The sequence below is a fragment of the Providencia sp. Marseille-Q8014 genome (assembly GCF_965112055.1).
Genome location: NZ_CBCOPT010000001.1, coordinates 2,646,775 through 2,670,222 on the forward strand (window position 1 = coordinate 2,646,775; position 23,448 = coordinate 2,670,222).

At 37.4% G+C, this 23,448-nt stretch carries 19 protein-coding genes, 3 tRNA genes, 5 pseudogenes and 2 CRISPR repeat arrays; of the genes and pseudogenes, 5 read left to right on the plus strand and 22 right to left on the minus strand.

The genetic code is table 11. The annotated features are described in order from the left end of the window. Positions 1–231 precede the first annotated feature (231 nt). Positions 232–499: a CRISPR direct-repeat array (repeat unit 28 nt; unit sequence TTTCTAAGCTGCCTATACGGCAGTGCAC). A gap of 951 nt (positions 500–1,450) precedes the next feature. Then, positions 1,451–2,443 (plus strand): annotated as a pseudogene (locus ACWPW6_RS11675) (chitinase); the annotation flags it as partial. Between the two features lie 284 nt (positions 2,444–2,727). On the opposite strand, the gene ACWPW6_RS11680 reads toward ACWPW6_RS11675, so the two are convergent. From ACWPW6_RS11680 to ACWPW6_RS11700, 5 genes and pseudogenes are all read right to left on the minus strand, one after another. Beyond that, positions 2,728–2,898: a hypothetical protein gene (locus tag ACWPW6_RS11680; protein WP_167520921.1), complete on the minus strand. Its 171-nt coding sequence runs from the start codon at positions 2,896–2,898 to the stop codon at positions 2,728–2,730. Between the two features lie 944 nt (positions 2,899–3,842). After that, positions 3,843–4,211 (minus strand): hypothetical protein, encoded by a 369-nt coding sequence (locus tag ACWPW6_RS11685; protein WP_154622959.1) that lies wholly within the window; start codon positions 4,209–4,211, stop codon positions 3,843–3,845. A gap of 1,231 nt (positions 4,212–5,442) precedes the next feature. Continuing rightward, positions 5,443–6,156, minus strand: coding sequence for a carbonic anhydrase (locus tag ACWPW6_RS11690; RefSeq protein WP_154623574.1), 714 nt, complete (start codon positions 6,154–6,156; stop codon positions 5,443–5,445). A gap of 454 nt (positions 6,157–6,610) precedes the next feature. Beyond that, positions 6,611–6,952 (minus strand): hypothetical protein, encoded by a 342-nt coding sequence (locus tag ACWPW6_RS11695; protein ID WP_154623575.1) that lies wholly within the window; start codon positions 6,950–6,952, stop codon positions 6,611–6,613. Positions 6,953–7,516: 564 nt separating this feature from the next. Further along, positions 7,517–8,183, minus strand: a pseudogene (locus ACWPW6_RS11700) (terminase small subunit); the annotation flags it as partial. A 150-nt stretch (positions 8,184–8,333) separates the two neighbouring features. Between ACWPW6_RS11700 and ACWPW6_RS11705 the strand changes: the two are divergent. After that, complete coding sequence (locus ACWPW6_RS11705) at positions 8,334–8,828, plus strand: hypothetical protein (protein WP_154635773.1); 495 nt, start codon at positions 8,334–8,336, stop codon at positions 8,826–8,828. 5 nt (positions 8,829–8,833) lie between these two features. On the opposite strand, the gene ACWPW6_RS11710 is transcribed toward ACWPW6_RS11705, so the two are convergent. The 5 genes and pseudogenes from ACWPW6_RS11710 to ACWPW6_RS11730 all read right to left on the minus strand — a co-directional run bounded on the left by ACWPW6_RS11710 (position 8,834) and on the right by ACWPW6_RS11730 (position 10,671). Then, positions 8,834–8,968 carry a lysis system i-spanin subunit Rz gene (locus tag ACWPW6_RS11710; RefSeq protein WP_336298468.1) on the minus strand — a complete coding sequence of 45 codons (135 nt, stop codon included), beginning with the start codon at positions 8,966–8,968 and terminating at the stop codon, positions 8,834–8,836. Beyond that, positions 8,947–9,066, minus strand: a pseudogene (locus ACWPW6_RS11715) (hypothetical protein); the annotation flags it as partial. The pseudogene ACWPW6_RS11715 and the gene ACWPW6_RS11710, both read right to left, overlap by 22 nt. Positions 9,067–9,528: 462 nt before the next feature. Then, positions 9,529–9,621 (minus strand): lysis protein, encoded by a 93-nt coding sequence (locus tag ACWPW6_RS11720; protein ID WP_250000505.1) that lies wholly within the window; start codon positions 9,619–9,621, stop codon positions 9,529–9,531. 348 nt (positions 9,622–9,969) lie between these two features. After that, positions 9,970–10,363, minus strand: a pseudogene (locus ACWPW6_RS11725) (M15 family metallopeptidase). Between the two features lie 152 nt (positions 10,364–10,515). Then, positions 10,516–10,671: a phage holin family protein gene (locus tag ACWPW6_RS11730; RefSeq protein ID WP_249998967.1), complete on the minus strand. Its 156-nt coding sequence runs from the start codon at positions 10,669–10,671 to the stop codon at positions 10,516–10,518. 246 nt (positions 10,672–10,917) lie between these two features. Here ACWPW6_RS11730 and ACWPW6_RS11735 point away from each other — a divergent pair, with 246 nt between their 5' ends. Continuing rightward, on the plus strand, positions 10,918–11,544 hold the full coding sequence (locus ACWPW6_RS11735; protein ID WP_247048017.1) for a LysE family translocator: 627 nt from the start codon (positions 10,918–10,920) through the stop codon (positions 11,542–11,544). 534 nt (positions 11,545–12,078) lie between these two features. Here ACWPW6_RS11735 and ACWPW6_RS11740 read toward each other — a convergent pair. The 3 genes and pseudogenes from ACWPW6_RS11740 to ACWPW6_RS11750 form a co-directional block, all read right to left on the minus strand. Further along, a pseudogene (locus ACWPW6_RS11740) lies at positions 12,079–12,369 on the minus strand (DUF1367 family protein); the annotation flags it as partial. A 93-nt stretch (positions 12,370–12,462) separates the two neighbouring features. Further along, positions 12,463–12,970: a CRISPR direct-repeat array (repeat unit 28 nt; unit sequence TTTCTAAGCTGCCTATGCGGCAGTAAAC). A gap of 997 nt (positions 12,971–13,967) precedes the next feature. Continuing rightward, positions 13,968–14,144 (minus strand): hypothetical protein, encoded by a 177-nt coding sequence (locus ACWPW6_RS11745; protein ID WP_249998969.1) that lies wholly within the window; start codon positions 14,142–14,144, stop codon positions 13,968–13,970. 1,002 nt (positions 14,145–15,146) lie between these two features. Beyond that, positions 15,147–15,326 carry a hypothetical protein gene (locus ACWPW6_RS11750; protein ID WP_272682959.1) on the minus strand — a complete coding sequence of 60 codons (180 nt, stop codon included), beginning with the start codon at positions 15,324–15,326 and terminating at the stop codon, positions 15,147–15,149. Between the two features lie 370 nt (positions 15,327–15,696). On the opposite strand from ACWPW6_RS11750, the gene ACWPW6_RS11755 reads away from it, so the two are divergent. Beyond that, positions 15,697–15,876, plus strand: coding sequence for an ogr/Delta-like zinc finger family protein (locus ACWPW6_RS11755; protein ID WP_250000507.1), 180 nt, complete (start codon positions 15,697–15,699; stop codon positions 15,874–15,876). A 9-nt stretch (positions 15,877–15,885) separates the two neighbouring features. Further along, complete coding sequence (locus ACWPW6_RS11760) at positions 15,886–16,113, plus strand: hypothetical protein (RefSeq protein WP_196712986.1); 228 nt, start codon at positions 15,886–15,888, stop codon at positions 16,111–16,113. A gap of 20 nt (positions 16,114–16,133) precedes the next feature. Here the strand turns inward: ACWPW6_RS11760 and ACWPW6_RS11765 are convergent, their stop codons facing one another. The 9 genes from ACWPW6_RS11765 to ACWPW6_RS11805 all read right to left on the minus strand — a co-directional run bounded on the left by ACWPW6_RS11765 (position 16,134) and on the right by ACWPW6_RS11805 (position 23,262). Beyond that, positions 16,134–16,424: a YdcA family protein gene (locus ACWPW6_RS11765; RefSeq protein ID WP_249998971.1), complete on the minus strand. Its 291-nt coding sequence runs from the start codon at positions 16,422–16,424 to the stop codon at positions 16,134–16,136. A gap of 275 nt (positions 16,425–16,699) precedes the next feature. Then, positions 16,700–16,786, minus strand: a tRNA-Leu gene (locus tag ACWPW6_RS11770). Positions 16,787–16,793: 7 nt separating this feature from the next. Then, positions 16,794–16,867, minus strand: a tRNA-Cys gene (locus ACWPW6_RS11775). 24 nt (positions 16,868–16,891) lie between these two features. Then, positions 16,892–16,967: transfer RNA gene (locus ACWPW6_RS11780), tRNA-Gly, on the minus strand. A 163-nt stretch (positions 16,968–17,130) separates the two neighbouring features. Next, on the minus strand, positions 17,131–17,679 hold the full coding sequence (gene pgsA, locus ACWPW6_RS11785; RefSeq protein ID WP_154624726.1) for a CDP-diacylglycerol--glycerol-3-phosphate 3-phosphatidyltransferase: 549 nt from the start codon (positions 17,677–17,679) through the stop codon (positions 17,131–17,133). Positions 17,680–17,736: 57 nt separating this feature from the next. After that, a complete protein-coding gene (gene uvrC, locus ACWPW6_RS11790; RefSeq protein WP_249998972.1) occupies positions 17,737–19,569 on the minus strand; it encodes an excinuclease ABC subunit UvrC in 1,833 nt (610 codons plus the stop codon). Next, entirely contained in the window at positions 19,536–20,222 is a 687-nt protein-coding gene (locus tag ACWPW6_RS11795) for a LuxR C-terminal-related transcriptional regulator (protein ID WP_154624725.1), read from the minus strand. Before ACWPW6_RS11795 ends, uvrC begins: the two co-directional genes overlap by 34 nt. A gap of 220 nt (positions 20,223–20,442) precedes the next feature. Then, the gene (gene pepT / locus ACWPW6_RS11800; protein WP_154624724.1) at positions 20,443–21,675 is read right to left on the minus strand and encodes a peptidase T; all 1,233 of its coding nucleotides are present in this window, start codon (positions 21,673–21,675) and stop codon (positions 20,443–20,445) included. Between the two features lie 33 nt (positions 21,676–21,708). After that, positions 21,709–23,262, minus strand: a complete 1,554-nt coding sequence (locus ACWPW6_RS11805; protein WP_154624723.1) for an AbgT family transporter — start codon at positions 23,260–23,262, stop codon at positions 21,709–21,711. Positions 23,263–23,448 lie beyond the last annotated feature (186 nt).

Sequence of the window (23,448 nt, forward strand, 5' to 3'; positions counted from 1 at the left end):
TAATACAATTTAACTTAGGCTACGTCTATCGTTACGCCTTTAATTTCATAGTGTATAAGGTAATTTTGGGAAGCAGATCCCAATCCATATCATAAAAATAACTTATATGTTGTATTAAGACTAACAGATAATAATTTTTACAGTATTGCAGGCATATAGTGATAAGAGGATTTTGAGCCACTGATATAATCGCACACTAGTGACCTACGGCCTTCTATGCCGTAGGTCACATTTCTAAGCTGCCTATACGGCAGTGCACTAGATACATTCACGGAATCCCCGTTAATTTCATTTCTAAGCTGCCTATACGGCAGTGCACGCATTACTTAACTCATCGACAACTCGCAGCATTTTCTAAGCTGCCTATACGGCAGTGCACATAATTTTACTGTTAACATTCACTGCCGTGTATTTCTAAGCTGCCTATACGGCAGTGCACATAACTGCAAATTATTGATAGTTCTAACATACTTTCTAAGCTGCCTATACGGCAGTGCACTATAAATTATCAGCAAAAAATCTAAGTTCAACAATATATTACATCTGATTTTGTGGAAAATACCTTTTATTTTTTAATGACATATAACCAGTTGATTTTTAATAGAAACATTTCAGCCAGAAAAATAAAGGAGTAAAAAATACTGAACCTTATATAAACTGATATCATCCCCTCAAAAAAGATAGAAATACGTTAAGAATTTTCAATTTTGAATAACACACGCCCTTCTGCCAATTTTTCGATTTTCATCGGTTGCATAAGTCGGCTCGCTAAGTTAGCTATCAAAAGAATAGTCACCTAACGTAATTCTTTTGTCTCTTGTATTTAAACTCTACTAGATAAATACTTTTGTTTATGTGTAAAAGCAATCCATATCATCTTGTGAATAACCTCTTCATTAACAAATAGAAGCAATTTATCATCAGAAATAAAATATAATCACTGGAATACGAAGAGTATGCTTTTGAATATTAACAGTATTACGCTTCACAAAATATAAAAATAGGACATAAATGGTATATTCGCCTCTCTCCATTCCCTATCCCCTCAAACACTCACGCTGACTCTATCATTTCTTCTTTAGCAACCATTAATTTCAGGCAATGAGTTAGTATTGTTAGTAACAAATATATTACCTAGCAGAACATAAACCACCTTTATTTGTTAATAATGACTTTTGAAAAACATTTATTATAAAAGTAAAGTTATTATTTTATAACTATCTAAATAATCGACCTTATATTCGCTATCGCCGATAGCTTACTCTAATATTAGATGACGACTCAAACGCTAGAATATAGCGTATTATTGCTAGTTTGAATTTAATTTATTATTGGTAGGAAAATTTTTCAGCACAGCCTCATAGAAAATTCGCACTATATCTTTACGTTCTACCAATATTGAATATTGGGAACGAGTGGAATTAATCTTACCTACAATAATGAGGTTACTATGAGCTCAAATGACATTACCAATACATCCCTTGTCGATGATGCAGCCACTATGCCTGATATATCCAATAAAAAAATCATGATGGGTTTTTGGCATAACTGGGCCGCAGGGACTAGTGATGGTTATCAACAAGGCCAATTCACCAACATGGATCTAACTGATATTCCCGTAGAATATAACGTTGTCGCCGTCGCCTTCATGAAGGGAGAAGGCATTCCAACCTTCAAGCCTTATAATCTGACTGACACCGAATTTCGTCGTCAAGTCGGCGTACTAAATAGCCAAGGTCGTGCGGTGTTGATCTCTCTCGGTGGCGCAGATGCACATATCGCGTTGACATCTGGCGATGAAGACAAGCTGACTAATGAAATTATCCGTTTGGTAGAAGTCTACGGTTTCGATGGTCTGGATATCGATTTAGAACAGGCTGCCATTGGTGCTGCCAATAATAAAACTGTTTTACCTGCCGCGTTGAAAAAAATAAAAGCACATTATGCGGCAGAAGGTAAAAACTTTATTATTAGTATGGCGCCTGAATTTCCTTATTTACGTATTAATGGGACTTATCTTGACTATATTACCGCGCTCGAAGGCTATTATGATTTCATCGCACCGCAATATTATAACCAAGGTGGTGACGGTATCTGGGTCGATCAAACAACAGCTGGTACAGGTGCTTGGCTCGCTCAAAATAACGACGCCATGAAGGAAGATTTTCTGTATTACCTCACCGAAAGTTTAGTAACGGGTACTCGCGGCTACACTAAGATCCCAGCGTCAAAATTTGTTATTGGCTTACCAAGTAATAATGATGCCGCTGGTAGCGGTTATGTCGTCGATAAGCAAGCAGTTTATAACGCTTTTTCACGTCTTGATGCTCAAAACCTATCCATCAAAGGCTTAATGACTTGGTCAGTGAACTGGGACAATGGAAAAAGTAAGGCTGGCGTAGCGTATAACTGGGAATTTAAAACTCGTTACGCTGCACTACTCTGAATAAATAGCTTTTGAAACTAGCAAGCTAGCTGCCAAGTAATGTACTTGATACTTATCAATATAACATTCCCTCGCCTCCGGCTATTCGGAGGCGAGTCATTTTTGCTTTCGCTTAACTAGCATCATAGACCAGACCACATCAGCAAATACAACCAACCTGATAGAGTTTATCTCTCTTCTTTGAGAGCTAATTTTTTAGTCATTCTCTTGCTACCCGTTAATTTTTCATGATGAAAGAGATTAAGCTAAATGAATAACTCAACTCTTTCATCCTAATGTCATCAGTGCACAGAACAGAAATGCTCGATAGATAGCTCATCGACTCTGGCGCCATCTAAGTTTGCCCAGAATGCGATTGTTGAGAGAACATCTTTTTCACTTGTTGCAATAAAAAGAGTTATGAAAGATTTTTCGTTCCATAAACCGCTAGCTTTATAAACCGACTTTTTCATTTTCACTCCAACTCACTACATTCAATAACCTTATGACAAAACGGCTGTCTATCCGCTATAAAATATGTAGTTATATGATGGGAGCGATTTTACTTTTTCCAAGTGTATCGTCAGTCATATTCTCATAACCTATTGCTGATAACTCACCAACCTCTAGAACATGTCCCATGCCGCATTAGCGATTTTTCAATTTTTTCTCTGTAAACGCATCAAACTTTTAAGATATCGAACAAACTGGCTAGCTAATAATCAAATTATTTCTAGTTATAATGTATGTTTGATTTATTTGAATGGCATGCAGGGCTATGAACTGTAATTTGTCTCATACCGCTATGGCGAAGTGAGCCGCCTTGATGCCTATCTCAACCGATAAACTCAATGTACCTCCATAGTAGATTTAATCCCACTAACCAAAAACCAAAGAGGAAGCTGGAAACAGCTCATCTAATTAGATTTTTAACGTTTCATGTTTTGAAGGTGAAACGAATATTAGGCCTATCAGGCATTATTGATGAGAAACAATGTCTTTCTAACCACAAACGTCATCAAAAACAACTTAGTTTGCTCGAAGAGCACTGCTCCTGAAGCGGTTGGAGAGAAAACCATTCATGAATGGTTAAGTGAGTAGCGAAAGAGGATTTCAATGACAAAAAAGCCACCTAAAAGGTCGCTCTTTCTTTCCTAACCCTTTATTATTAAAAGCTATTTTATTTGACACACAAGACAGGAGAAGCCCCTTCACGACTTTGCATCAAGAGATTTTAAATTCACTTTTAACTGTATATTTCAAATAATGATATAACGCTTTCACTACAATCATTTAACTTAATAAATAATTAAATCAATAGGATAGTAAAACACTATAACAACAACTCTGAAAGGTTATTACGCCCATACACAAGTGGCTGCTTATTTCTCGTAAAAGTTTTATTTGCCGTCATTGGTTATGCTTTTTGATTATGCTTTTTAATTATGTCGCAATTTTCATCATCTAACTTGTATATTGAGCCATAGCCTTGATCACAGAGGTCTTGTAGAAATATCAACGCTTTTTTAGCATACTCATAACTTTTAGGATCAAGCTCAATTAATAGTTTTTTGATCATTTCTCTTTTTTCTCGTTCTGACTGATCAAAATTTAATATCCTGAGTTCTTTTTCTGGAACCGTTTCTATTTCATATATACCAATCGCTTGCGCCATGATAACCTTTTTTAAAAGAGGCGTGTTCAAGTCTTGATTCTCGCGAAAAAAATCATCAAATTTAAGATTTTCAGCGCTAGCCAGTCCTGACGTTAATAATAAGATATACATGAACTTCTTAAACATACTAAGGTACCTTTATTTATTTTCTGAATATCTATTTTCCTTTTTATTCTCTAATAACACAAACATTTTCATTAACCACCGATGGCTACCACTTTTTGCATTTTATTTCAGTAAATTATCATCATCAGTAATATTCCTATTTTACCCATTTTATATTCCGTCACCCAAACACTTAAGGTGAAAAATATTTTTAGAAAAGCCAAATAGTCAGGCTAAATAACTAGACGGCTATGACTATAAATGAGCGATGATAGATAAAGACCTTTTCAAGCAAAAATCACTACCAGAAGCTGCAACTGATAAAAAAGGTGATAAGCACTTTAGAAAACGCAATGATTGGCATTAGAACCGTGTAGGAATATGAGTATCTAATTCAAAGAATCACTAAAACAGTTAGCCCCATATATCGTTTCGTTAACTAAGCGTATAATTGACACATTATTCAATAATTAAATGGATGTTTTTTGAAAAAATTAAGTCACTGGCTGACTAATAAGACAAATACAACATAGGAAAAATGAGAACTATAGCTAATCAGGATGGTACATAGTGTTAAAATTAACTTACGGCTGCCCTAGAAAGGTTGATAAGGTTACTGTTACTGCAAAAAAACACATTTTACTGATATATTTTGAAAATCTTTTCATCATATGACCTCCCATTGAATTCAGTTCGTTAGCACTATTATTTTCAGATATCATTTCAAAGATTACAGCTACGACTAAAGCAATGCCGAAGATTATACAAAATAAGATAGGGTCAGTTATTATCACTTTTACTAGAACTCCGGCCGCAGCCGTAAGTTAACTTAGCAATGCTTATTATACATTACTAAGCCGCTTTTATAAACAATGCATGACACGCTGTCATTTCGCCTCTCCTCTTTTCAATTCAACTACTATTTAAATAAAAATCGAGAAAATTTAAGTTAAACTCATTTCTTTAGTAAAAGAGCTTTCTTTATCCCCGATGTTTTATTGATAAAAATGACATTACCTGCTCCTCGTTTTCATAAAGATGTTTTAAAAATGGAAACAGTTAATAAAGAACTTCTTTAGTCTTTTATACATTAACAGATAGCTAAAGATTGATTGAAACAACTGGAAAAGCATTTTTATGGTAACCCTGAAACATAGGAATTAGGCCATAAAAAACACTTTATGTGATTTGAAAATGCGCCAACTACTCCCGTTGGCGCTTTATACTGAAGCTTATATCAGTTTACAATCAACCGACCATATAATGGCTGAACGGGCCGATTGTTTGAATGCCCCAAGGCTTGTTGAAATTTCTTTATTTGTTCTTTTGATGCTTTTATCGGCTGTTTCATCACTAACCATACCACGCCTTCAGTACACGGTGGTGTCGTTAAAGAACCGCTAAAACGATAATAGCTTTTGTCTTCTGGATAAAGAGCAGCTAAGTTAATATTTGTACCTAACTCTTTTTCCTGATTTTTTTCTTCCGGTATATTACTCAACACTTGCTCGATGGCAGGATTCTCATCACCTTCCTCTAACATAATTGCGAGTACAGCAACTCCACCATCATTTTTGGAATGAACAAAATGCAACTCCAATGGATATTGCTTACCTTTTATTTCATTTTCGCTTGGGCTATGAAAGTGAAATTGTTTTAATTGGTAAGTTGCTCCATCAATAGAAAAGTCATCATCATCATTAACATTGATTTGTATTGAGTGCCCATTATTGATGATTTTTTGTGCGTGGGTATGTATGTTTATAGATAATGGCTTTAATTTGCCATCAATGACCTTATCAATATTAATCGGGGATTGGTTAAATCCATTTTCACAAACTTTGAATTCGTCGCTCAGCTTCCCCCAATTTTCAGGTGCTCCACTACCTTCGTAAGTCCATAATGAATTAGCTTGTGATGAAAAAGTGAGAGTAGCTAAGATATATAACATAGCCTTATTGTAACCCATGTGATAGTAACTCAAGTTGTCAATGTGAATTCTAAAGCTACACCTTGGCTCACACAAATATCATTAGGATTTATCTTATAATAACAATTAATAGCACATCTTATCTAAAATAAAACATACTATATTCCATTATTTCTACCCTCAGTTGCAGATTGTTGTGCACCTTTAATGGCAGTAATAATGTCATCTGTTGGGAACCGAACACGATCAGATGCTCCACCGGCTTGGCGTGTATCAAACTCAAAAATCTGAACAGAATATATCCATTAATGATGTCACGCCTCCTTTAGAGATAAAAAAACCGCCAATTAGGTGGTCTAAATTATGATGGAGATATCATTACTGCTGGTATTTTGACTCACAACCACCTCTCCTAAATAGAAAAAGGCTACACAATGTGTAGCCTTTGCGTAATTTTTTGAATAAAAAGGAAAAGCTACTGATAGAAGATAATCAACGTACAACCCCCCACAAACAAAGCAACGGTACCATGTAAAAATGTGGCTATCATTGCCTTTTCAGTATTAACATGACTCTTTTTCCTGTTATCTAACCACTCATTTATAGCAATTATGAAACAAAAAAAGCAATAAACGCCAGCACCAAAAATAATAAATACCATCGACAACCCTCTGGAAAGGGTTGACCATCCTCCATAGTGACTATGTGGGTTAACATGATTGATGATCAATGCAATGATGAATACGATAAGCCCGAACCAGAATGCATTTAAAATTCCTTTTCCAACTACTTTATATTCTACTTTTTCCGTACTCATATATTTTCACTTTCATTGAAATTTAGGTTAAGTACACTATAGTTCTAAATTTTAAAAAGGAAAATAGTTAATAGCAAAATATAGCGGTTGTGTCTTTTATTCATGCATGATAGAACACAATCACTTAAATGGGATTTACTATGCTTGATGGTATTGTTCAATTATTAGTCGCCGCCCCTATAATTGGGTTTGCGATCTCATTCATAATTATTATTTCGTCCAGCCAAAGCAAAGGAACTTTCGGTATATCTGTTGGTGTAATACTCGCATTTCTTTCATTTATGTTGCTCATGTGGACCTCTAAATTCTACTGATATTTAGCCAATTAGCTTTGGCATTCTCCACAACGAAAAGGTAGTTCCCAGTTTTTCGAATGGATTTCAAGAGCAGCAGGCCTACTACTTAAAGTTACCTTATCGTTATAGAAAATAGCTACACTTTCGCAGTAACCTTCCTCATGACATTGAGTTCACCATACCAGTTCATCTCAGCTCCCCTTTGGATCTAACCAATGCATACTTGGCTATCATGCTTCCTCACAGGTGCCCGTAGCCACCCACGCGCTTTATTTGCTAACATGGCTTTTTTCACAGCATCGTCATATTCGACCGCATCACACCACTGATAATTAAAGCCAAAGCCCCAACAATGACGACAACATAATCGGCGATATTCAGTAAGTTCGTTAGCGTCCGCAGTCGCAATATCCCACCACATTTTTAATACGGCATCTTGGGTGATTTAAGCTCTACGTTCCCTATCCGCCAGTGCGTCTGTAATTGCGCGATTGGCCTTAGCATTTCTGTACATCCGGGTGGCGCCAACATATGCAGTATTACCTCTGCCATTTCCACTGGCTCGCTTATATGCGGCAGTTCTATTTAAGTCGATTAGATACTCATTAACGAATTTGGCTTGTAGGTCACTAAGCCCGTAATTGCGCACATCAAAGGTATTTTTCATCATCATGCGTACTATCTTGTTCTCTACTCTGCGTAATTGATATATCACTATTGTGTGATGGTTCTTTTGCACATTCATTTTCGTGCGCAGTGCTCAGTTTCTTTTGCGCAGTTTTTTGCGCAGATTGCGCAGCTGGCTTTTTAATATATCGTCGTGCAGTTGCGTAATTAAGTCCCTGGTCTTCACACCACTCTTTAGGGGATATTCCTGATTTAGCATGAGCGGCGAGGAACTGTTGCTGTAGCGTCCCCCAATCCGGTTTAGCCATTGTGTTTATCTCCTTAGCCTATTAAAAAGCCCACTAGTTCTTTTAAGGTAAGCTTTATGATAGTTTTGATAATTTCCTCTAAAACTATATATTGTTATAAGATTTAGAACTTTCCCTACTCGTAAGTTAATACCATAAGGACACTAATGAATGTCTAAATTTCAATGTAGTTGTGGTCACATAATTAGGGATAATACTGATTACCTCAGTTACAAGGCTCATTACATAGCTGACCAAGACTTGTACGACTTTATTGACGAGCTAGAAGAAGGCTCCAAAGATAACTTTGCTTCTATATTATTCAAATATATTAGAGATATATATCAATGTACCCATTGCAATAATATATTCCTTTTTAAAGGTAATTTTTTTTATGAATTTAAGCCAATAAAAGAAAATAGTCATAGCTTATTAATGTCTAAAAAAAATGAGAAGTGGTCAGGTATTTTAAGAGGGCATTTCATCCAAGGTAAAGGAGAAATCTACTGGGAAACAAACCAACAACAAGATTTCCTCACTGGTCTTTCTCGCGAACAAGTAGAGCTTACTTACTATCAGAAATTTAATGAATTACTGTCCCTTGGAATATTAAGAGACGCATTCCTAAATGTTGATGGTGTTATGATCCATAAATATGAAAATTAACTAATTCACCAGATACACTCTGTTCTTATAGAGCTCTGCAATCCTTTAATCATTTGCTCTGATTCTGCAATTCGCTCTCTGAGTAACCAATAATTTCGAATAGCGGTGTTAGTAGATCTGGGGGTGATTGCATCATCCAAGCCGTTGGCGGTGGTGCTTTCAGCTTTTTACAACTGGCTTGAATGTACACCCGTTCAGGATGACGCTCAGAAGCAATACTGTAGATGTTTATTGTCATACTCGTTGTTGTTCAATTTCACGTATTGCTTTCTTACATAAAAAAACACCAATAACTAGTTGATAGCTATTAGTATTTAACTTATGTACAATTAGTTGCAATTAACCAAGTAAAGAGCGCTAATTATGAATGAATATCACATGACAGGGATTGTAATTGAATTTATGTTAATCATGTGCACATACTATTGCTTCAAAGATATAAAAGAAGCATCCCCATCGGGAGCAGCATTTAGAACGCTAATTGGTGTCGTTTTTTTTCTTGCTTCAGCATATGGTGCAATGCTGCTTTTCATCACTCTTATTATTTAACCTCAGTAACACATATTGCTTTCTTATCTAAAATATCCACTTGCAGAGATAAATCAGGCCTTCGATTATTACCCATCCAAGCACAGCACATACAATGCCTAGGACAAGGAAAGCTGATGCGTATGAATCATTACCAAATATTAACAGCCCTCTAATAACACTCCGTTCTAATGTAATCTTGCAAGCCAAGTATCATTTGCTCTGATTCTGCAATTCGCTCTCTGAGTAACCAATAATTTCGAATAGCGGTGTTAGTAGATCTGGGGGTGATTGCATCATCCAAGCCGTTGGCGGTGGTGCTTTCAGCTTTTTACAACTGGCTTGAATGTACACCCGTTCAGGATTACGCTCAGAAGCAATACGCAACTGGTCAATTTCAGTTTTACATTTGTTAGCTCTTGGGGATGTTTAGTGTCGAGTTTGTGAAGGGAGTTAATGCGCTTTTCGTAGTTTTTAATGCTATCAATGAGTTCTGAATTTTCTTTTTTCAGTAGCTTGTTGCTATCGAGAACAGTAACAACCACCCCAACCCTACCACCATGATAAATAGCCAAAATGACTTATCGAATTTCATTACAAACCCCAATAAGCATTAAGCCGGATATGATTTATGTGTTAATTGGAAATGAGGACCATCTTTAAAGCTTTTCCAGTTTCCGCCCCACTCAACATCGATACCAAGCTCTTTACCAGCTTGAAGTACTGCATCCGCAACTAACCTGAAATTAGGCCAGTCTTTCCATGGGAATATCACGATTAACTAACGGCGCACAATTTACAGCATGCCCCGTTAAGTGCCGACTATTCATCGTCTGACTCTCACCAATTGCAACTAAATCACGCTGACGAGTTTCGTTACGCTTGCCTTCGATGACCATAAAATCAATATCGGTTAACTCGAGCACTCGCCGTATTACTTTCACTAAATCAGGATGAATGCCGCGCAAGTTCTCTTCGCTGCGTTTACTGAATACATATTTCGACATTACCTATTTACTCCAAACTTATTTTTAATAAACATGAATACGGCATCGATAATCCGACTTAACTTTTTGGTACCGACAAAACCCACCATGGCGTCGCAGAACTCAGCCAGAGATGACCAACCATCAGAGAAGCCCATATATAACAGCTCCCATTAAAGGGCTCGAATAGCACCGACGGTTAGCACACCACAAAGCACAGCTTCTGCAAATGATTGGCGTGTAGTGTTTCCTTCGCGGCGCTCACGAACAAATGCAATGAAGGTCGCTAGCGTTACACCACTTAAAAAAGCAAATTGATTTGTACCCAACGCAAGATTTGCGCCCAGATATCGAGATTTTTATCAGGCATACGCATACGCCCCCCATTGGAGTGTCCGATATTTAGTTAATAGATAGCCGCGCACAGCTCTTGCGTTAATTAAGTGTGTGTGATTAGAATTCTGTGGCGGCGTATACGAAAAAAGACCGCCTAAGCGATCTTCTGAATGATTCTTTTTCAACTTATATGTATGATTATCTTGCAAACATACATAAAAAAATACAAATGGAATTATATGGAACTTTCAACGCTACTTCTTTTTATCCCAGCCTGCTTTGCTTTAAATCTCGCACCGGGACCAAACAACCTGCTTTCAATTAGCAATGCAGCATACTATGGATTCACTCGTTCATGCGTCGGAGGTCTCGGCAGATTGCTCGCGTTTGTGGTTATGATTGTCCTAGCTTCATTTGGACTAGCTGTTGTATTACAAACATCAGAAGTCATTTTCAGTACAATCAAATTTGCTGGAGTGGCTTATCTTCTGTGGCTAGCATACCAATTATGGAAATCCCCAACCTCAGAATTCAGTATCACCGAATCCAAGACAGATACATCCATATTTAAATTAGCAAAACAGGAGTTTTTTGTTGCGGGAGGAAACCCAAAGGCAATCCTAATATTCACAGCCTTTCTTCCTCAGTTTATTGACCCACAAATTGAGGCTGGCCAACAATTTTTAGTGCTTGGTTCACTATTTTTACTTCTTGAATTCATCGCGATCATATTGTACGCCTTGTTGGGTTTACACATGAAAAAATTACTCAATAAACCAAAGGCTAAGACTATCTTTAATCGAACTTGTTCCGGCCTTTTAGCAGGTGCTGGAGTAATGCTTTTACTTTCCCCAAAAAGCAATTAAATAAAACACCTTAACAACGAATATGTGACCTGTAAGGATTACTTACAGGTTGAATATAAATAAGAGTTTCATCTTTACCGAAAACTTAAAAATTGAGGTAAGAGTTAAAAACCTCGAATTCGGGGTAATTAAAATAGAAGGGACACCAGATATCCGTCGGCCAAAACATCATCTGGTGTCCCTAATTACACAGCTTTCCACAATGAGAGCCCTACTCGCTTTAATGCCCCTATATGAAAGATAGAAGCTGGCAAATAGAGTTTTCATTGTCTAGAAAGTAAAAAACCACAATTAGCGAGGCCTTAAATTCATTTCCTGCTTTGCGTTTAAAGTTTCACTCAGCAAATATAAAAACCATAACCATTTCGGCATAATAGTGAGATTTTATTCATCATAGTGATATTTTCTATCGAATTCATCGTACATTCGATACAACATAAACTCAGCAACACTGAGCGATGCTTTAACTCTATCTTGATAAGTGCGTAAGCAGTAACGACTTTCTTTTTCACACAATTCTAATGCGATTTAATGAGCAAACTGAAGAGCATTATCGTTATCGGTGTAGTAAGCGAGGAATTTGACGTAACCACGCACCAACTCTTTTTCTTCAGGCGAAATGGTACCGCCGGTTGGTTCCCAGTATTCATACCCTAGATTGAGGAGTGCAAAGTACTTGCGATGGAATCGTGGGTTACGAGCTTTCTTGAAATCAGACGAAAGTACATCATCACACTTGATTTTGGGATGCAAAACATCTCTCGCAGCGGGATTAGCCGGTACAAGAGTGTCGTTAAACATTTTGATAACGCTATGCTGTGCCATACTTTTTTCTCTCAGTAGACACAGCAAATGTTAGGATTGGGTGTTCAGGCCAATAAGTAAATTATATAACCAGTTAATGTCATCAAACCTTATTTTTTAAGTTGCCTATACGGCAGTAAACAAGTCGGCAAAACGGAACTGAGTACCGTCGATTTTCTAAGCTGCCTATGCGGCAGTAAACGTGAAGTCATGTTTGCAACTTCGGTTTTGATATTTCTAAGCTGCCTATGAGGCAGTAAACAATACCAAAAGATGACCGCGACGGCATAATTGTTTCTAAGCTGCCTATGCGGCAGTAAACGAGCCGTGATGTGGTGCGCTCGCATCTTGCATTTTCTAAGCTGCCTATGCGGCAGTAAACAAGCATGGCGGTAGTGGGGAGACGTAATTATGTTTCTAAGCTGCCTATGCGGCAGTAAACAATGATTTCTTCTTGGGTAATTCCAGCCTGTATTTCTAAGCTGCCTATGCGGCAGTAAACTATTCACCGTCACATTGACGATGTTAGAAACATTTCTAAGCTGCCTATGCGGCAGTAAACAATGGCTGTTTCTCCACCCTCTTTCCATGTTTTTTCTAAGCTGCCTATGCGGCAGTAAACTATAACTTATCATGAAAAAAACCATATTCAACAATAAATTACACCTGATTTATGAGAAATACCTTTTATATTTCAACACTATTTAACTTTTTGATTTTTAAACAATATATTCTAAGTGAGAAAATAAAGGGTAAAAAAGAGGAAAACAGCACATCTTCTATCCCCACCTAAAATTAATAGCGATATTTTAAATTTGAACTATTTGTAATGCTTTGTTACATCAACGTTAACTAAGCCATGCTACTTATGCCTGTCCCCCTGCTCAGCTTCACCATTCTGACGTAGTCATTTCATTAGTATTGCCTTTTAATCGTCTTTTGGCGTTACGCACAGATCAACAATGTCTGCAATACAATGCGATATAGCCTCCTCTCGTTCATCTTCATTCACAGAATTCCAGTCAGACTCAGTAGTGCCAAGATTGGTACTTCAGTAAATACTGGAGCAATCTAAGTGGCTGTATAGACCATTTCGTTGTCGCTCACTGTTAGTTCTCCTATTTCAAAATTTGCGTTAAATGTTCACTTATAGTATTTTCCGTACCTCAAATTTATTAAGGGAAATAAATAATGGAGTTGCTAAACGGAATTATTAGAGGCAAATATTCAATTCATTTCTTGGCCATTTCTTGGTATTTGGTCACCACTTTTATTAGCTTTGTTTTTGAAAAATTTCCCAGTACAAATCCATCATACAGAATAGAGACTGTGCTTTATCTCACTGCAACATCTAGAACCCTACAGACTTTAGTTTCAGCTTTAATTTTAATAGGACTATTTCGACGACTAACAAATGATTTAACCAAGCTTGGCATTCTTTACTTCCTTACTATAACGGTGATGTTTTCTATTAATATTGCGACTCTTTATGACCTTGTTGGATATATCAATTCCGGTGACTGTGAAATCTCATATTGGTGCATGAGAACTTACTTCAGTAAGTAACAAATGCGACTCTTTCTCTGGCATCACCTTACGTCAATAATTCAGCCTCTCTCTTATACTGCCAGTGCCATCTCAATATACGCTAGCATGCGTTCACTGTTTATTTTTTGATTTTTCAGTTGCCGGATTGGCTGACTCACCAATAAATCAAGCTGCTCCAGCTCTTGATACTTTTCTGGCCACAAAGCACGATTGAGCGGTAACCCATCAGGCAAATATTTGCCTGGCATAACTACCTCGTCGTTTTTTGTGGTTTTAACTTGGGTTGATAAGGTGTTTTCATTCTCGCCCTTGCTGCTACATGAAGGCAGTCGATATGACATTGTGAATAGTCACAACCATCATCAGGAAAAGTATGCCTGTTATCATTCACGTGTAATTCGTGTGTGATAAGATCTTTGATTATCATGGTCTGTCTCTACTTTATGGGGCAATGGCTTGGCCGAACATTATTAACAGCTTAAAATGCGCTTTGGGTTTTGTTATCCTTTTCGAGAGGAACTTCGATTGTTTTCTTACCCTTTAAATACCAATGGTTCTACATCTCGTTGACTGATATTTTTGATATACAAGTTAGCCAATCAAGCATAAGTAATACTCGCTTTACCATGACGATTTAATCGTAAAATTATCTCCATCAATTTCACCTAAAATTACCACTATTAATATAAACATTAATAACGGTTATACTATAGCTGCCAGATAAGCCTGACTTCATTTTTCAAATACTAAAATAAATGTACTAACTCACTTTTATTTCTAAAAATAATTAACCTCAATAAATAATCAACTAAATAGGCAATGAGTGTTACAAGAAAAACGAATTGAATTATATAAGAGGTTATAAAAGTAGCCGAAAAAATAACGCTAAGCTTCATAGAACCATTTATTACATTATCACTAGAAAGCCAAACAACAATGTTAATCCAATATGGAATTAAAAAATAAACAGTTAATCGATATCTTTTACTGATCATTAATGACTTTTTTGATAAAAACACAATAAAAAAACAAAGCAGCACAAAGTATATAAATAAAGAGTAAGAGATTAATTTTATAGAGGGCATTATTAAACTTGAGTTAACCGAAACAGGATAGAATCGAAAAAAATACTCATGAACTAATTCAAGATAAAAAAACAAAACACTAAAGAACAGTGAAGCATAAGATATATGCTAATTTTAATTTAGCGTCATTCATAACTTTTAAATATTCCTGTAATTTATAAAACACTATTTTACAGTGTAGGTCATAAAACCTCTTGTACTTGGAAAATACAATTCAAGTAATTTATGCCTTAACGTCCATGGGTCTTCACGCATCAGCGAATTCGCTTCAAGAGAGCTAAAGATGCCACTACTTTGCTTCAAAATAGTAAATACAATATCTGAACACATAACCCATCCAGCCATACCATGATCATAAATTAATTCTGTGATTTTTTCAGCTTGCGCCCTAGGTACTGTAAACTCAATCAGTTGAATATCTTCACTATCCCATTTTTGAAATGAAAGATAATCATTCCATGTAAACTCAGGATAGCTAAAAAAACTCTCCTGGACTTCTAGGAAGTCGATATGCTTCTATACTACCGAAACAATCATCAGATCCACATTTACTATATTCTCCAGAGGGATCATAAAGAAGCGCTTCTTCGCCTTCCCCTACAACTAAACCTGTGTGGCCTATTCCCCAGTTATAATTTATCATCACAAATATTTTTACTGGATCTTCAATTAAAGAATCTGCGTAGACATTAGGTGAGATAATGAACCTACCCGCATTCGTAGCTCACGCTATATCACCAACGAAACCAAAGAAAATTATAATCAGTGCCAAAATATCAATTGCAGCACCACTTTTGTAAGTCATGAGTCCGTGGCGCGATACATCGTTAAGACTCAACTTATTGATGCTGTAGTTGCACATTATAAAAATGATCAATACACAATGCAGATTTAAGGATTCGTTATGTTAAAAGTTATCTATATTACGGGTTCATTAAAAAAGCGGTTAGCTGTTTCTGCAACGCTTTTTAAATGTGCGTTTGCTGCTCTATTTGGGGTTTACTCTATCAAAGCGGTAATGTATGGCCTCAAAGAAAAAGAAGACAAAGAGCAGTATCAAAAAATTGAAAGTTTATGTGACGTTATCGCCAAACGAGATGACGTTAAGCTAACTTACAGAGATTGGAAGTAAGCCCCTACATGGGGCTGGTCTTAATTGTTGGTAGTTTTATCTGTATTTTTTGTAGGCTTGGTTTTTGCTGGCGGGGATTGTTTTTTCGTTGTTGTTGATGACTTGCTGTTGGCAGTATTTTGCTTTGTATATCCAGAGCAAGTTTTTTTAGATTTACTTATCGAACCATCGTTACAAACAAACTTTCCATTCTCACAATAATTTACCCCTCCCTTACTGCCAGAACAGGGGTAATTTCTTGCATTAGCTGAATTTGTTAAAGAAATGAACATCACTAAAACTGCGGAAATGCCTATAACAAACTTTTTCACTACTCGCATCCTATTTATAAAATTTATTGAACAGTGACTATAATCAATATTTACGTTAAGTATACTTGGAGCGAATGTTTTTTATCTGAAGAACGTGACAAATATCACTGTTATGAAGAATGACTATTATGAAGAAAGGATACTGTAATTATAAACAGTGCCGCTATTCCGCTGCCACTTTTGATTTTCAGTGACAAATTTCAGATGCAAAAAAGCCACCTTAAAGGTGGCTTCTTTCTTTCCCTAACCCGTTGTTATTCAACGCGGTTTTTATTTGGTGCCCAGGGCGGGACTTGAACCCGCACAGCCTAAAGGCCGAGGGATTTTAAATCCCTTGTGTCTACCGATTTCACCACCTGGGCTAAATTTTGGAGGCGCGTCCCGGAGTCGAACCGAGCTACACGGATTTGCAATCCGGTGCATAACCGCTTTGCTAACGCGCCTTCTTCTTAATCTCTTACTGAGATTGGAGCGGGAAACGAGACTCGAACTCGCGACCCCGACCTTGGCAAGGTCGTGCTCTACCAACTGAGCTATTCCCGCCTAAAGCTTTCGCTTTTCAAACTGGCTGATTTACTTATTTTTTTTCGTAAACCGTGTTGCCGTTCGATGCGTTGCATTCTACTGATTTCACATTTTGAGTCAACACAATTATTTAAAAAAATCACTTAAAACCGTTCGTTCGCTGTTTTTTCAATCATTTCGATCAAGCTTCGCTCAAATCTGCCCATGCAGCCTTCAAATATTGATACATTGACCAGAACGTTAAAATAGCGGCAACATACAATAATGCGATAGCCAGATTCTCAATAAGTAAATTTGGACGCCATAACAACCCAACTAAAGACATCATTTGAGCGGTTGTTTTAAATTTACCTATCCAAGACACAGCGACACTACTTCTTTTACCAATTTCAGCCATCCATTCTCTTAATGATGAAATAATGATTTCACGTGCAATCATTGTGGCGGCAGGTAAGGTAACATACCAAACATCAAAACTTTCAGTGACAAGAACTAATGCCGTCGCCACCATCACCTTATCAGCAACAGGGTCTAGGAAGGCACCAAACTTAGTTGTTTGCTTCCATAACCTCGCTAAATAACCATCAAACCAATCTGTTACTGCGGCAATAACAAAAATTAATGCACAAACAAATGGGCCCCAGCTTACAGGTAAATAAAAAGCTAGCACAAAAAACGGTATCAAGATGACACGAAACAGGGTCAACCACGTAGGAATATTTAATTTCATCATGCTCAGTAACTTTTTGACCAAATTGGATTTAATAAGTATGGTGCCCTAAGACACCTACTGTTTCAATGCATTATAAATCTTTTCTGCCAACGCGTATGAGATCGAGGGCACTTTTGCTATCTCTTCTATGCTCGCATTTTTCAGTGGCTGTAAGCCTCCCATATATTTTAGTAGCATTTGACGACGTTTTGGTCCAACACCTTCAATTGACTCTAACGCGCTGGTATTCTTTACCTTTGCTCTACGCTGGCGATGTCCTGTTATCGCATGATTATGTGACTCATCACGAATATGTTGAATCACATGTAATGCAGGTGAGTCAGGCGGTAAAGCAATGCCCTCGCCCTCAGGCTTAAAAAATAGCGTTTCAAGGCCCGCTTTGCGATCGCTCCCTTTTGCAACGCCAATAAGTTGAGGTCTATTTTTATCCCAATCAACATCCAGTGAATCAAAGACATCTTTCGCTTGCCCTAATTGCCCTTTTCCACCATCGATAAAAATAATATCGGGTATTTTACTTTCATCCAGATGCTTACCATAGCGACGGGTTAAAACTTGATGCATGGCTGCATAGTCATCACCGGGAGTAATTCCTGTGATGTTATAGCGTCGATATTCTGATTTAACGGGGCCATTCTTATCAAACACAACACACGATGCGACCGTTTGCTCTCCCATCGTATGGGAAATATCAAAACATTCCATACGTGCTATGGCATCCATACCCACAATTTTTGCTAAAGATGCCATTCTTTGATGAATGGTTGATTGCTGAGCACGCTTAGTTTGTAGTGCAGTAAGCGCATTCGTTCGAGCTAATTTTAAATAGCGCGCCCTCGCCCCTCGAGGTTGAGTTTGGATCTGCACTTTTCGACCTGCAATATGTGATAAAGAGTCTGCTAGCAATTCTTTTTCTGGTAATGAAAAATCTAAGAGGATTTCACCGGGTAATGTTCTATTTTCACTGCCTTGCAAATAAAACTGCCCTAAGAAAGTTTGTACTACTTCTTCAAGTAAAGTGTCTGCTGGAACTTTTGGATAATAGCTACGGCTTCCCAATACTTTACCTTGTCGAATAAATAACACATGAATACAGGCAAGCCCTGATTCGAATGCAACACCGATAACATCAAGGTCTTCACCATCACCAGAGACAAATTGTTGTTCCGTGACTGCGCGTACGGCCTGAATTTGATCGCGAAAACGTGCAGCATCTTCAAAACGCAGCTCCTGACTTGCCTTTTCCATCCGTTCTATCAATCCTGTTAAGACCTGTTGGTCTTTGCCTGTTAGGAATAAACGTACGTAATTGACTTGCTGATCATATTCTTCATCGCTAACTAACCCTTTAACACAAGGCCCTAAGCAGCGACCTATCTGATACTGTAAACAAGGCCTTGAACGGTTTTTGTAAACACTATCCTCGCATTGACGAATTGGAAACAATTTTTGCATCAGCGCTAATGTTTCGCGAACCGCGTAGGAATTAGGGAACGGACCAAAGTATTCCCCCTTCGCGTGTTTTGCTCCACGGTGCATAGAGAGTCGCGGATGTGTTTCTTTACTTAAAAAGATATAAGGATAAGATTTGTCATCCCGCAACAAAACATTGTAGCGTGGCTGATAAAGCTTGATATAGTTATGTTCAAGTAACAAGGCCTCGGTTTCTGTGTGTGTGATCGTCACATCAATAGAGGCAATGTTTTTTACTAGCTGCTCAGTTTTTCGGCTACTGACTGTCGTTCGGAAGTAACTGGAAAGCCGTTTTTTTAAATCTTTAGCTTTTCCAACATAAATGACTGTTCCCCCAGCATCATACATTCGATATACGCCAGGTTGATTGGTGACTGTTTTTAAGAAAGCTTTTGGTTCGAACTGTTCTGACACCCTAATAAACCCTGTTTGGCTACGATTAACCCATAGCTGATAGCAATATGAGTTAATTCTACATCACTACGGATATTAAGTTTACCAAACATTCGATATCGATAGGTATTTACCGTTTTAGGGCTCAAATTAAGAAGCTGTGCAATCTGTTTGGTCGAAATCCCCTGAGTGATGAAGAGCATGATTTCAAGTTCACGAGTGGATAATAACTCATAGATATCCGTCTGATCGTTTTGATGAATGCGTTTCAATGCGATGGCTTGTGCAATATCGGGGGAAATAATTTTACTGCGCGCATTGACTATCTGTATGGCTTCTAAAAATTCATTAATTTCAATTTTTGCACTCAACACACCTTGGATCCCAAGCTCAAGAGCCTTTAATAAAAAAGCATAGTGATTGTGTATATTATAAATGATAATTCCGACATCAGGTTGAGTCCGTCTTAAGGTTTGCAAGTTTTTTAATGATTCAAATTGGCAATTATCGCTATTAATTAAGATAATATTGGCTTTTTGTTTTCTATTCCACGAAATGGCTTGCTCGATAAAGGGAAATGACGCGACAACATGACAGCGTTTATGACGATTAAAAATAGCTTCCAGCCCGCGAATTAAAATATTATTATCGTCAATAATTATAATATTAATCATTTATTTCTCTATATGTTATTGCACGTTAATATCCATCTCCATAAATAGCAATTTTATAAGATAAAATACAGTTTTTTTATTTCATCATTAGCCGATGGATTTAATATTCCGCAGTTTAATAAAAATTAAAAATGGATTTTTAAAAACCATACTGAATACAAATAAAATAACCATGCATAAACATGGTTATTTGATAATGAGAGAAACGACTTGTCATAAACTATTTTTGGCCGACTAAGCGGCAAATGCTCTCTGAAACCAAATAGCTTTTCTCGAAAGAACTTAATGGTAAGAACTCAAAACGAGAATGGAAATTCAACGCACCCGTGAAGTAGTTAGGCGTTAAAATCCCTCTTGCTGACAGAGCTGAACCATCAGTGCCTCCACGCATAGGAATAACATTTGGCTCGACACCTTGAATTTTTAGCGCGTCAAAAATTAAATCAATAGCAGTACGGTCACTACCTAGTGAATCACTAATGTTGCTGTACACATCTTCTATTTTGAATTCAATTTTTGCTTTTGGATGACGTGCTCTTATCAACTCAACCACTTCACCGATATAACGCTTACGAGCTTCATAGCTATTACGGTCAAAATCGCGGATAGCCATTTTAATTTTTGCATTATCCGGATTGGCTACTAAGTCAGTCACATAAAAATAGCCTTCACGCTGTTCTGTATGCTCAGGCGTATCAAAACGGTCAAAACAACCAATAAAGTCATGCGCCACACGAATTGGATTTAACAACACATTTTTTGCAGACATTGGATGTGCGGTTATTCCTTTAATCGAAACATCAATAGAAGCCGCATTAAAGGTTTCATAAACCACCTCGCCCAATGCACAGCAATCAATAGTGTAAGCGAAATCGACTTTAAAGCGTGACAAGTCCATGATTTTTGAGCCGCGCAACCCAATCTCTTCGTCAGGAACGAAAGCAACGTAGATATCGCCACATGCAAAATCAGCATATTGCAGTTTATCCATTAACTCCATAACAACAGTGACCGCCGCTTTATTATCGGCACCGAGTACACTCGTGCCATCACTAAAAATAATCTCTTCCCCTACATAAGGTGCCGCTTCTGGGTGCTCTGCTGTTTTAAACCAAATATCTTCTTGTGCATTCAAACACAGATCTTTACCTTCATATTTTAAGGTTTGAGGCTTAATGACGGGTGATAATCCAACATCTACGGTATCTAAATGGGTCACAAAACCAATTTTCGGTGCTGAAGGATTATTACCAGGGCGAACCGCGTACAAAATAGCATGGTCATCGATATAAATATCTTTTAAACCATAGCTTTCTAGCTCTTTTGCCAGCAATTTTGCTAAGTCACGTTGTCCTTCCGTGCTTGGAACAACCGTTGCTGCTGCATCACTTTGGCTTTCTATTGCTAGATAGCGAAAGAAACGTTGTTCAAGCTGTTTACCTAATTCATTCATTTTTTGTTCCTTTTACTCAATCCGCCAACTTATTTATGGCGTTGGTTGCCATGTGTAACCACTATCAAAACCAATTGGAATATCAAATGCCCAGAACAGATACAACGTCGCAGTTAATGTTACCAACAAGCCGACCGTGAACGGTATCATCATCGAGCAAAGTGTTCCAATACCAGCATTTTTGTAATATTTTTGGCAATACATCAAAATCAACGGATAGAATGGGAACATCGGTGTACTGACGTTCATCGCTGAATCACTCACGCGGAAAGCCGCTTGTGTTAGTTCCGGAGAGATCCCAACCGCCATCAACATGGGTACCAAAACAGGTGCCATAATCGCCCATTTGGAAGTTGCTGATGTGATCATAATATTCAATATTGCAGTCAATAAAATGACACCGAATACCGTCAATTCTGAAGGCATATCTAAGGTACGCAATAATTCAGCACCCGATAGCGCCAATAATGTGCCGAGGTTTGAATGCTGAAATGAATATAGAAACTGCGCCGCGAAGAAAGCAAATACAATAAATGGAATTAATGACTTAGTAATATTTTCCATCGCTTTCACAACATCTTTAGTCGATGTGAAAGATTGAGTCATATAACCATATACAATGCCCGGCAATGCAAAGAAAATAAACAGCAATGGCACAACAATTTGCATTATTGGGGCTTTCGGGCTAGTCAAACTACCGTCAGGACCACGTAATAATGAATTCTCTGGCCATAATAAAGCAAATAAACCAGCAGCCAGTGCAAGCACAACAAGGCCTGATACACGAAATGCTTTATTTTCTAACGGTGTAATTTTGCCTAAATTTTGCTCTGCGTCAGTATCAACTTGGCTTGTTGTAATTGGGCAGTTTTTATTTAGCCAAGGTTCGACAATTTTTTCAGTAATGAACCAACACGTAAAAATAACACCAAACGTACCACCAAGGCTGAAGAAATAGTTACATAAGACATTAACGCTATAGCCTGGAGCCATCATTTGCGCTGCATCTTGTGTAAAGCTCTGCATAATTGGATCAATGATTGAAGGTGTATAACTTGCTGTAAACCCACCCGCTAAGCCTGCAAAGGCGGCGGCTATACCTGCTAATGGATGACGACCACTTGCGTAGAACATCATCGCTGCGACCGGCATTAAAATAACATAAGCGGAGTCAGACGCGATGTGAGAAACGATACCCACAAAAACCACTGTTGGTGTCAGCATTTTTGGCGTAATAAACGAGAGCATTTTTTTCAAGGCTGTATTGATAAAGCCGCTACTCTCAGCGATCCCTATCCCCAAAGTTGCAACGATTGTTATTCCAAGAGGTGGGAAGTTAATGAAGTTTTTCACTGCCGACGTAACGAATAATATGATTTCCTCATAGTTAAACATATTTACGACAGATATTTTTTCTTTTGACACTGGATGGTAGTAATTAAAATCTACAAATGAGAGTAAATAAGATAAAAACCAACAGATTATCAAGGCATAAATAAATAGCATTGTAACGTCAGGCATAACGTTACCAATACGCTCAACGCGATTTAAGAAGCCCTTTTTTTTAGGGAGTGTATTTGTTGTCATATTCGCAAGTACTTAAGTTATTAGAGTAATAAACTTTTACACACTAAATAACCCTTTATAAAAAGTAAAATACTTTCTTTCGAATATTTAACAGGATAAACCAGTTGCCCACACTTGCATTAAGATAATTTATCATTACAAATTACTTAATGTTTTCCACTAAAATAGAACAGGCTTTTGGTAAGG

Excerpts from the sequence above, each read along its gene's own strand:
- ACWPW6_RS11680 (WP_167520921.1), bottom strand. The coding sequence starts at position 2,898 with ATGAAAAAGTCGGTTTATAAAGCTAGCGGTTTATGGAACGAAAAATCT.
- ACWPW6_RS11695 (WP_154623575.1), bottom strand. The coding sequence starts at position 6,952 with ATGAGTACGGAAAAAGTAGAATATAAAGTAGTTGGAAAAGGAATTTTA.
- ACWPW6_RS11735 (WP_247048017.1), top strand. The coding sequence starts at position 10,918 with ATGGAACTTTCAACGCTACTTCTTTTTATCCCAGCCTGCTTTGCTTTA.
- ACWPW6_RS11750 (WP_272682959.1), bottom strand. The coding sequence starts at position 15,326 with ATGGCTGGATGGGTTATGTGTTCAGATATTGTATTTACTATTTTGAAG.
- ACWPW6_RS11690 (WP_154623574.1), bottom strand. The coding sequence starts at position 6,156 with ATGTTATATATCTTAGCTACTCTCACTTTTTCATCACAAGCTAATTCA.
- ACWPW6_RS11745 (WP_249998969.1), bottom strand. The coding sequence starts at position 14,144 with ATGCCAGGCAAATATTTGCCTGATGGGTTACCGCTCAATCGTGCTTTG.
- ACWPW6_RS11760 (WP_196712986.1), top strand. The coding sequence starts at position 15,886 with ATGTTAAAAGTTATCTATATTACGGGTTCATTAAAAAAGCGGTTAGCT.
- pepT (WP_154624724.1), bottom strand. The coding sequence starts at position 21,675 with ATGAATGAATTAGGTAAACAGCTTGAACAACGTTTCTTTCGCTATCTA.
- pgsA (WP_154624726.1), bottom strand. The coding sequence starts at position 17,679 with ATGAAATTAAATATTCCTACGTGGTTGACCCTGTTTCGTGTCATCTTG.
- ACWPW6_RS11685 (WP_154622959.1), bottom strand. The coding sequence starts at position 4,211 with ATGTATATCTTATTATTAACGTCAGGACTGGCTAGCGCTGAAAATCTT.
- ACWPW6_RS11805 (WP_154624723.1), bottom strand. The coding sequence starts at position 23,262 with ATGACAACAAATACACTCCCTAAAAAAAAGGGCTTCTTAAATCGCGTT.
- ACWPW6_RS11705 (WP_154635773.1), top strand. The coding sequence starts at position 8,334 with ATGTCTAAATTTCAATGTAGTTGTGGTCACATAATTAGGGATAATACT.
- ACWPW6_RS11795 (WP_154624725.1), bottom strand. The coding sequence starts at position 20,222 with ATGATTAATATTATAATTATTGACGATAATAATATTTTAATTCGCGGG.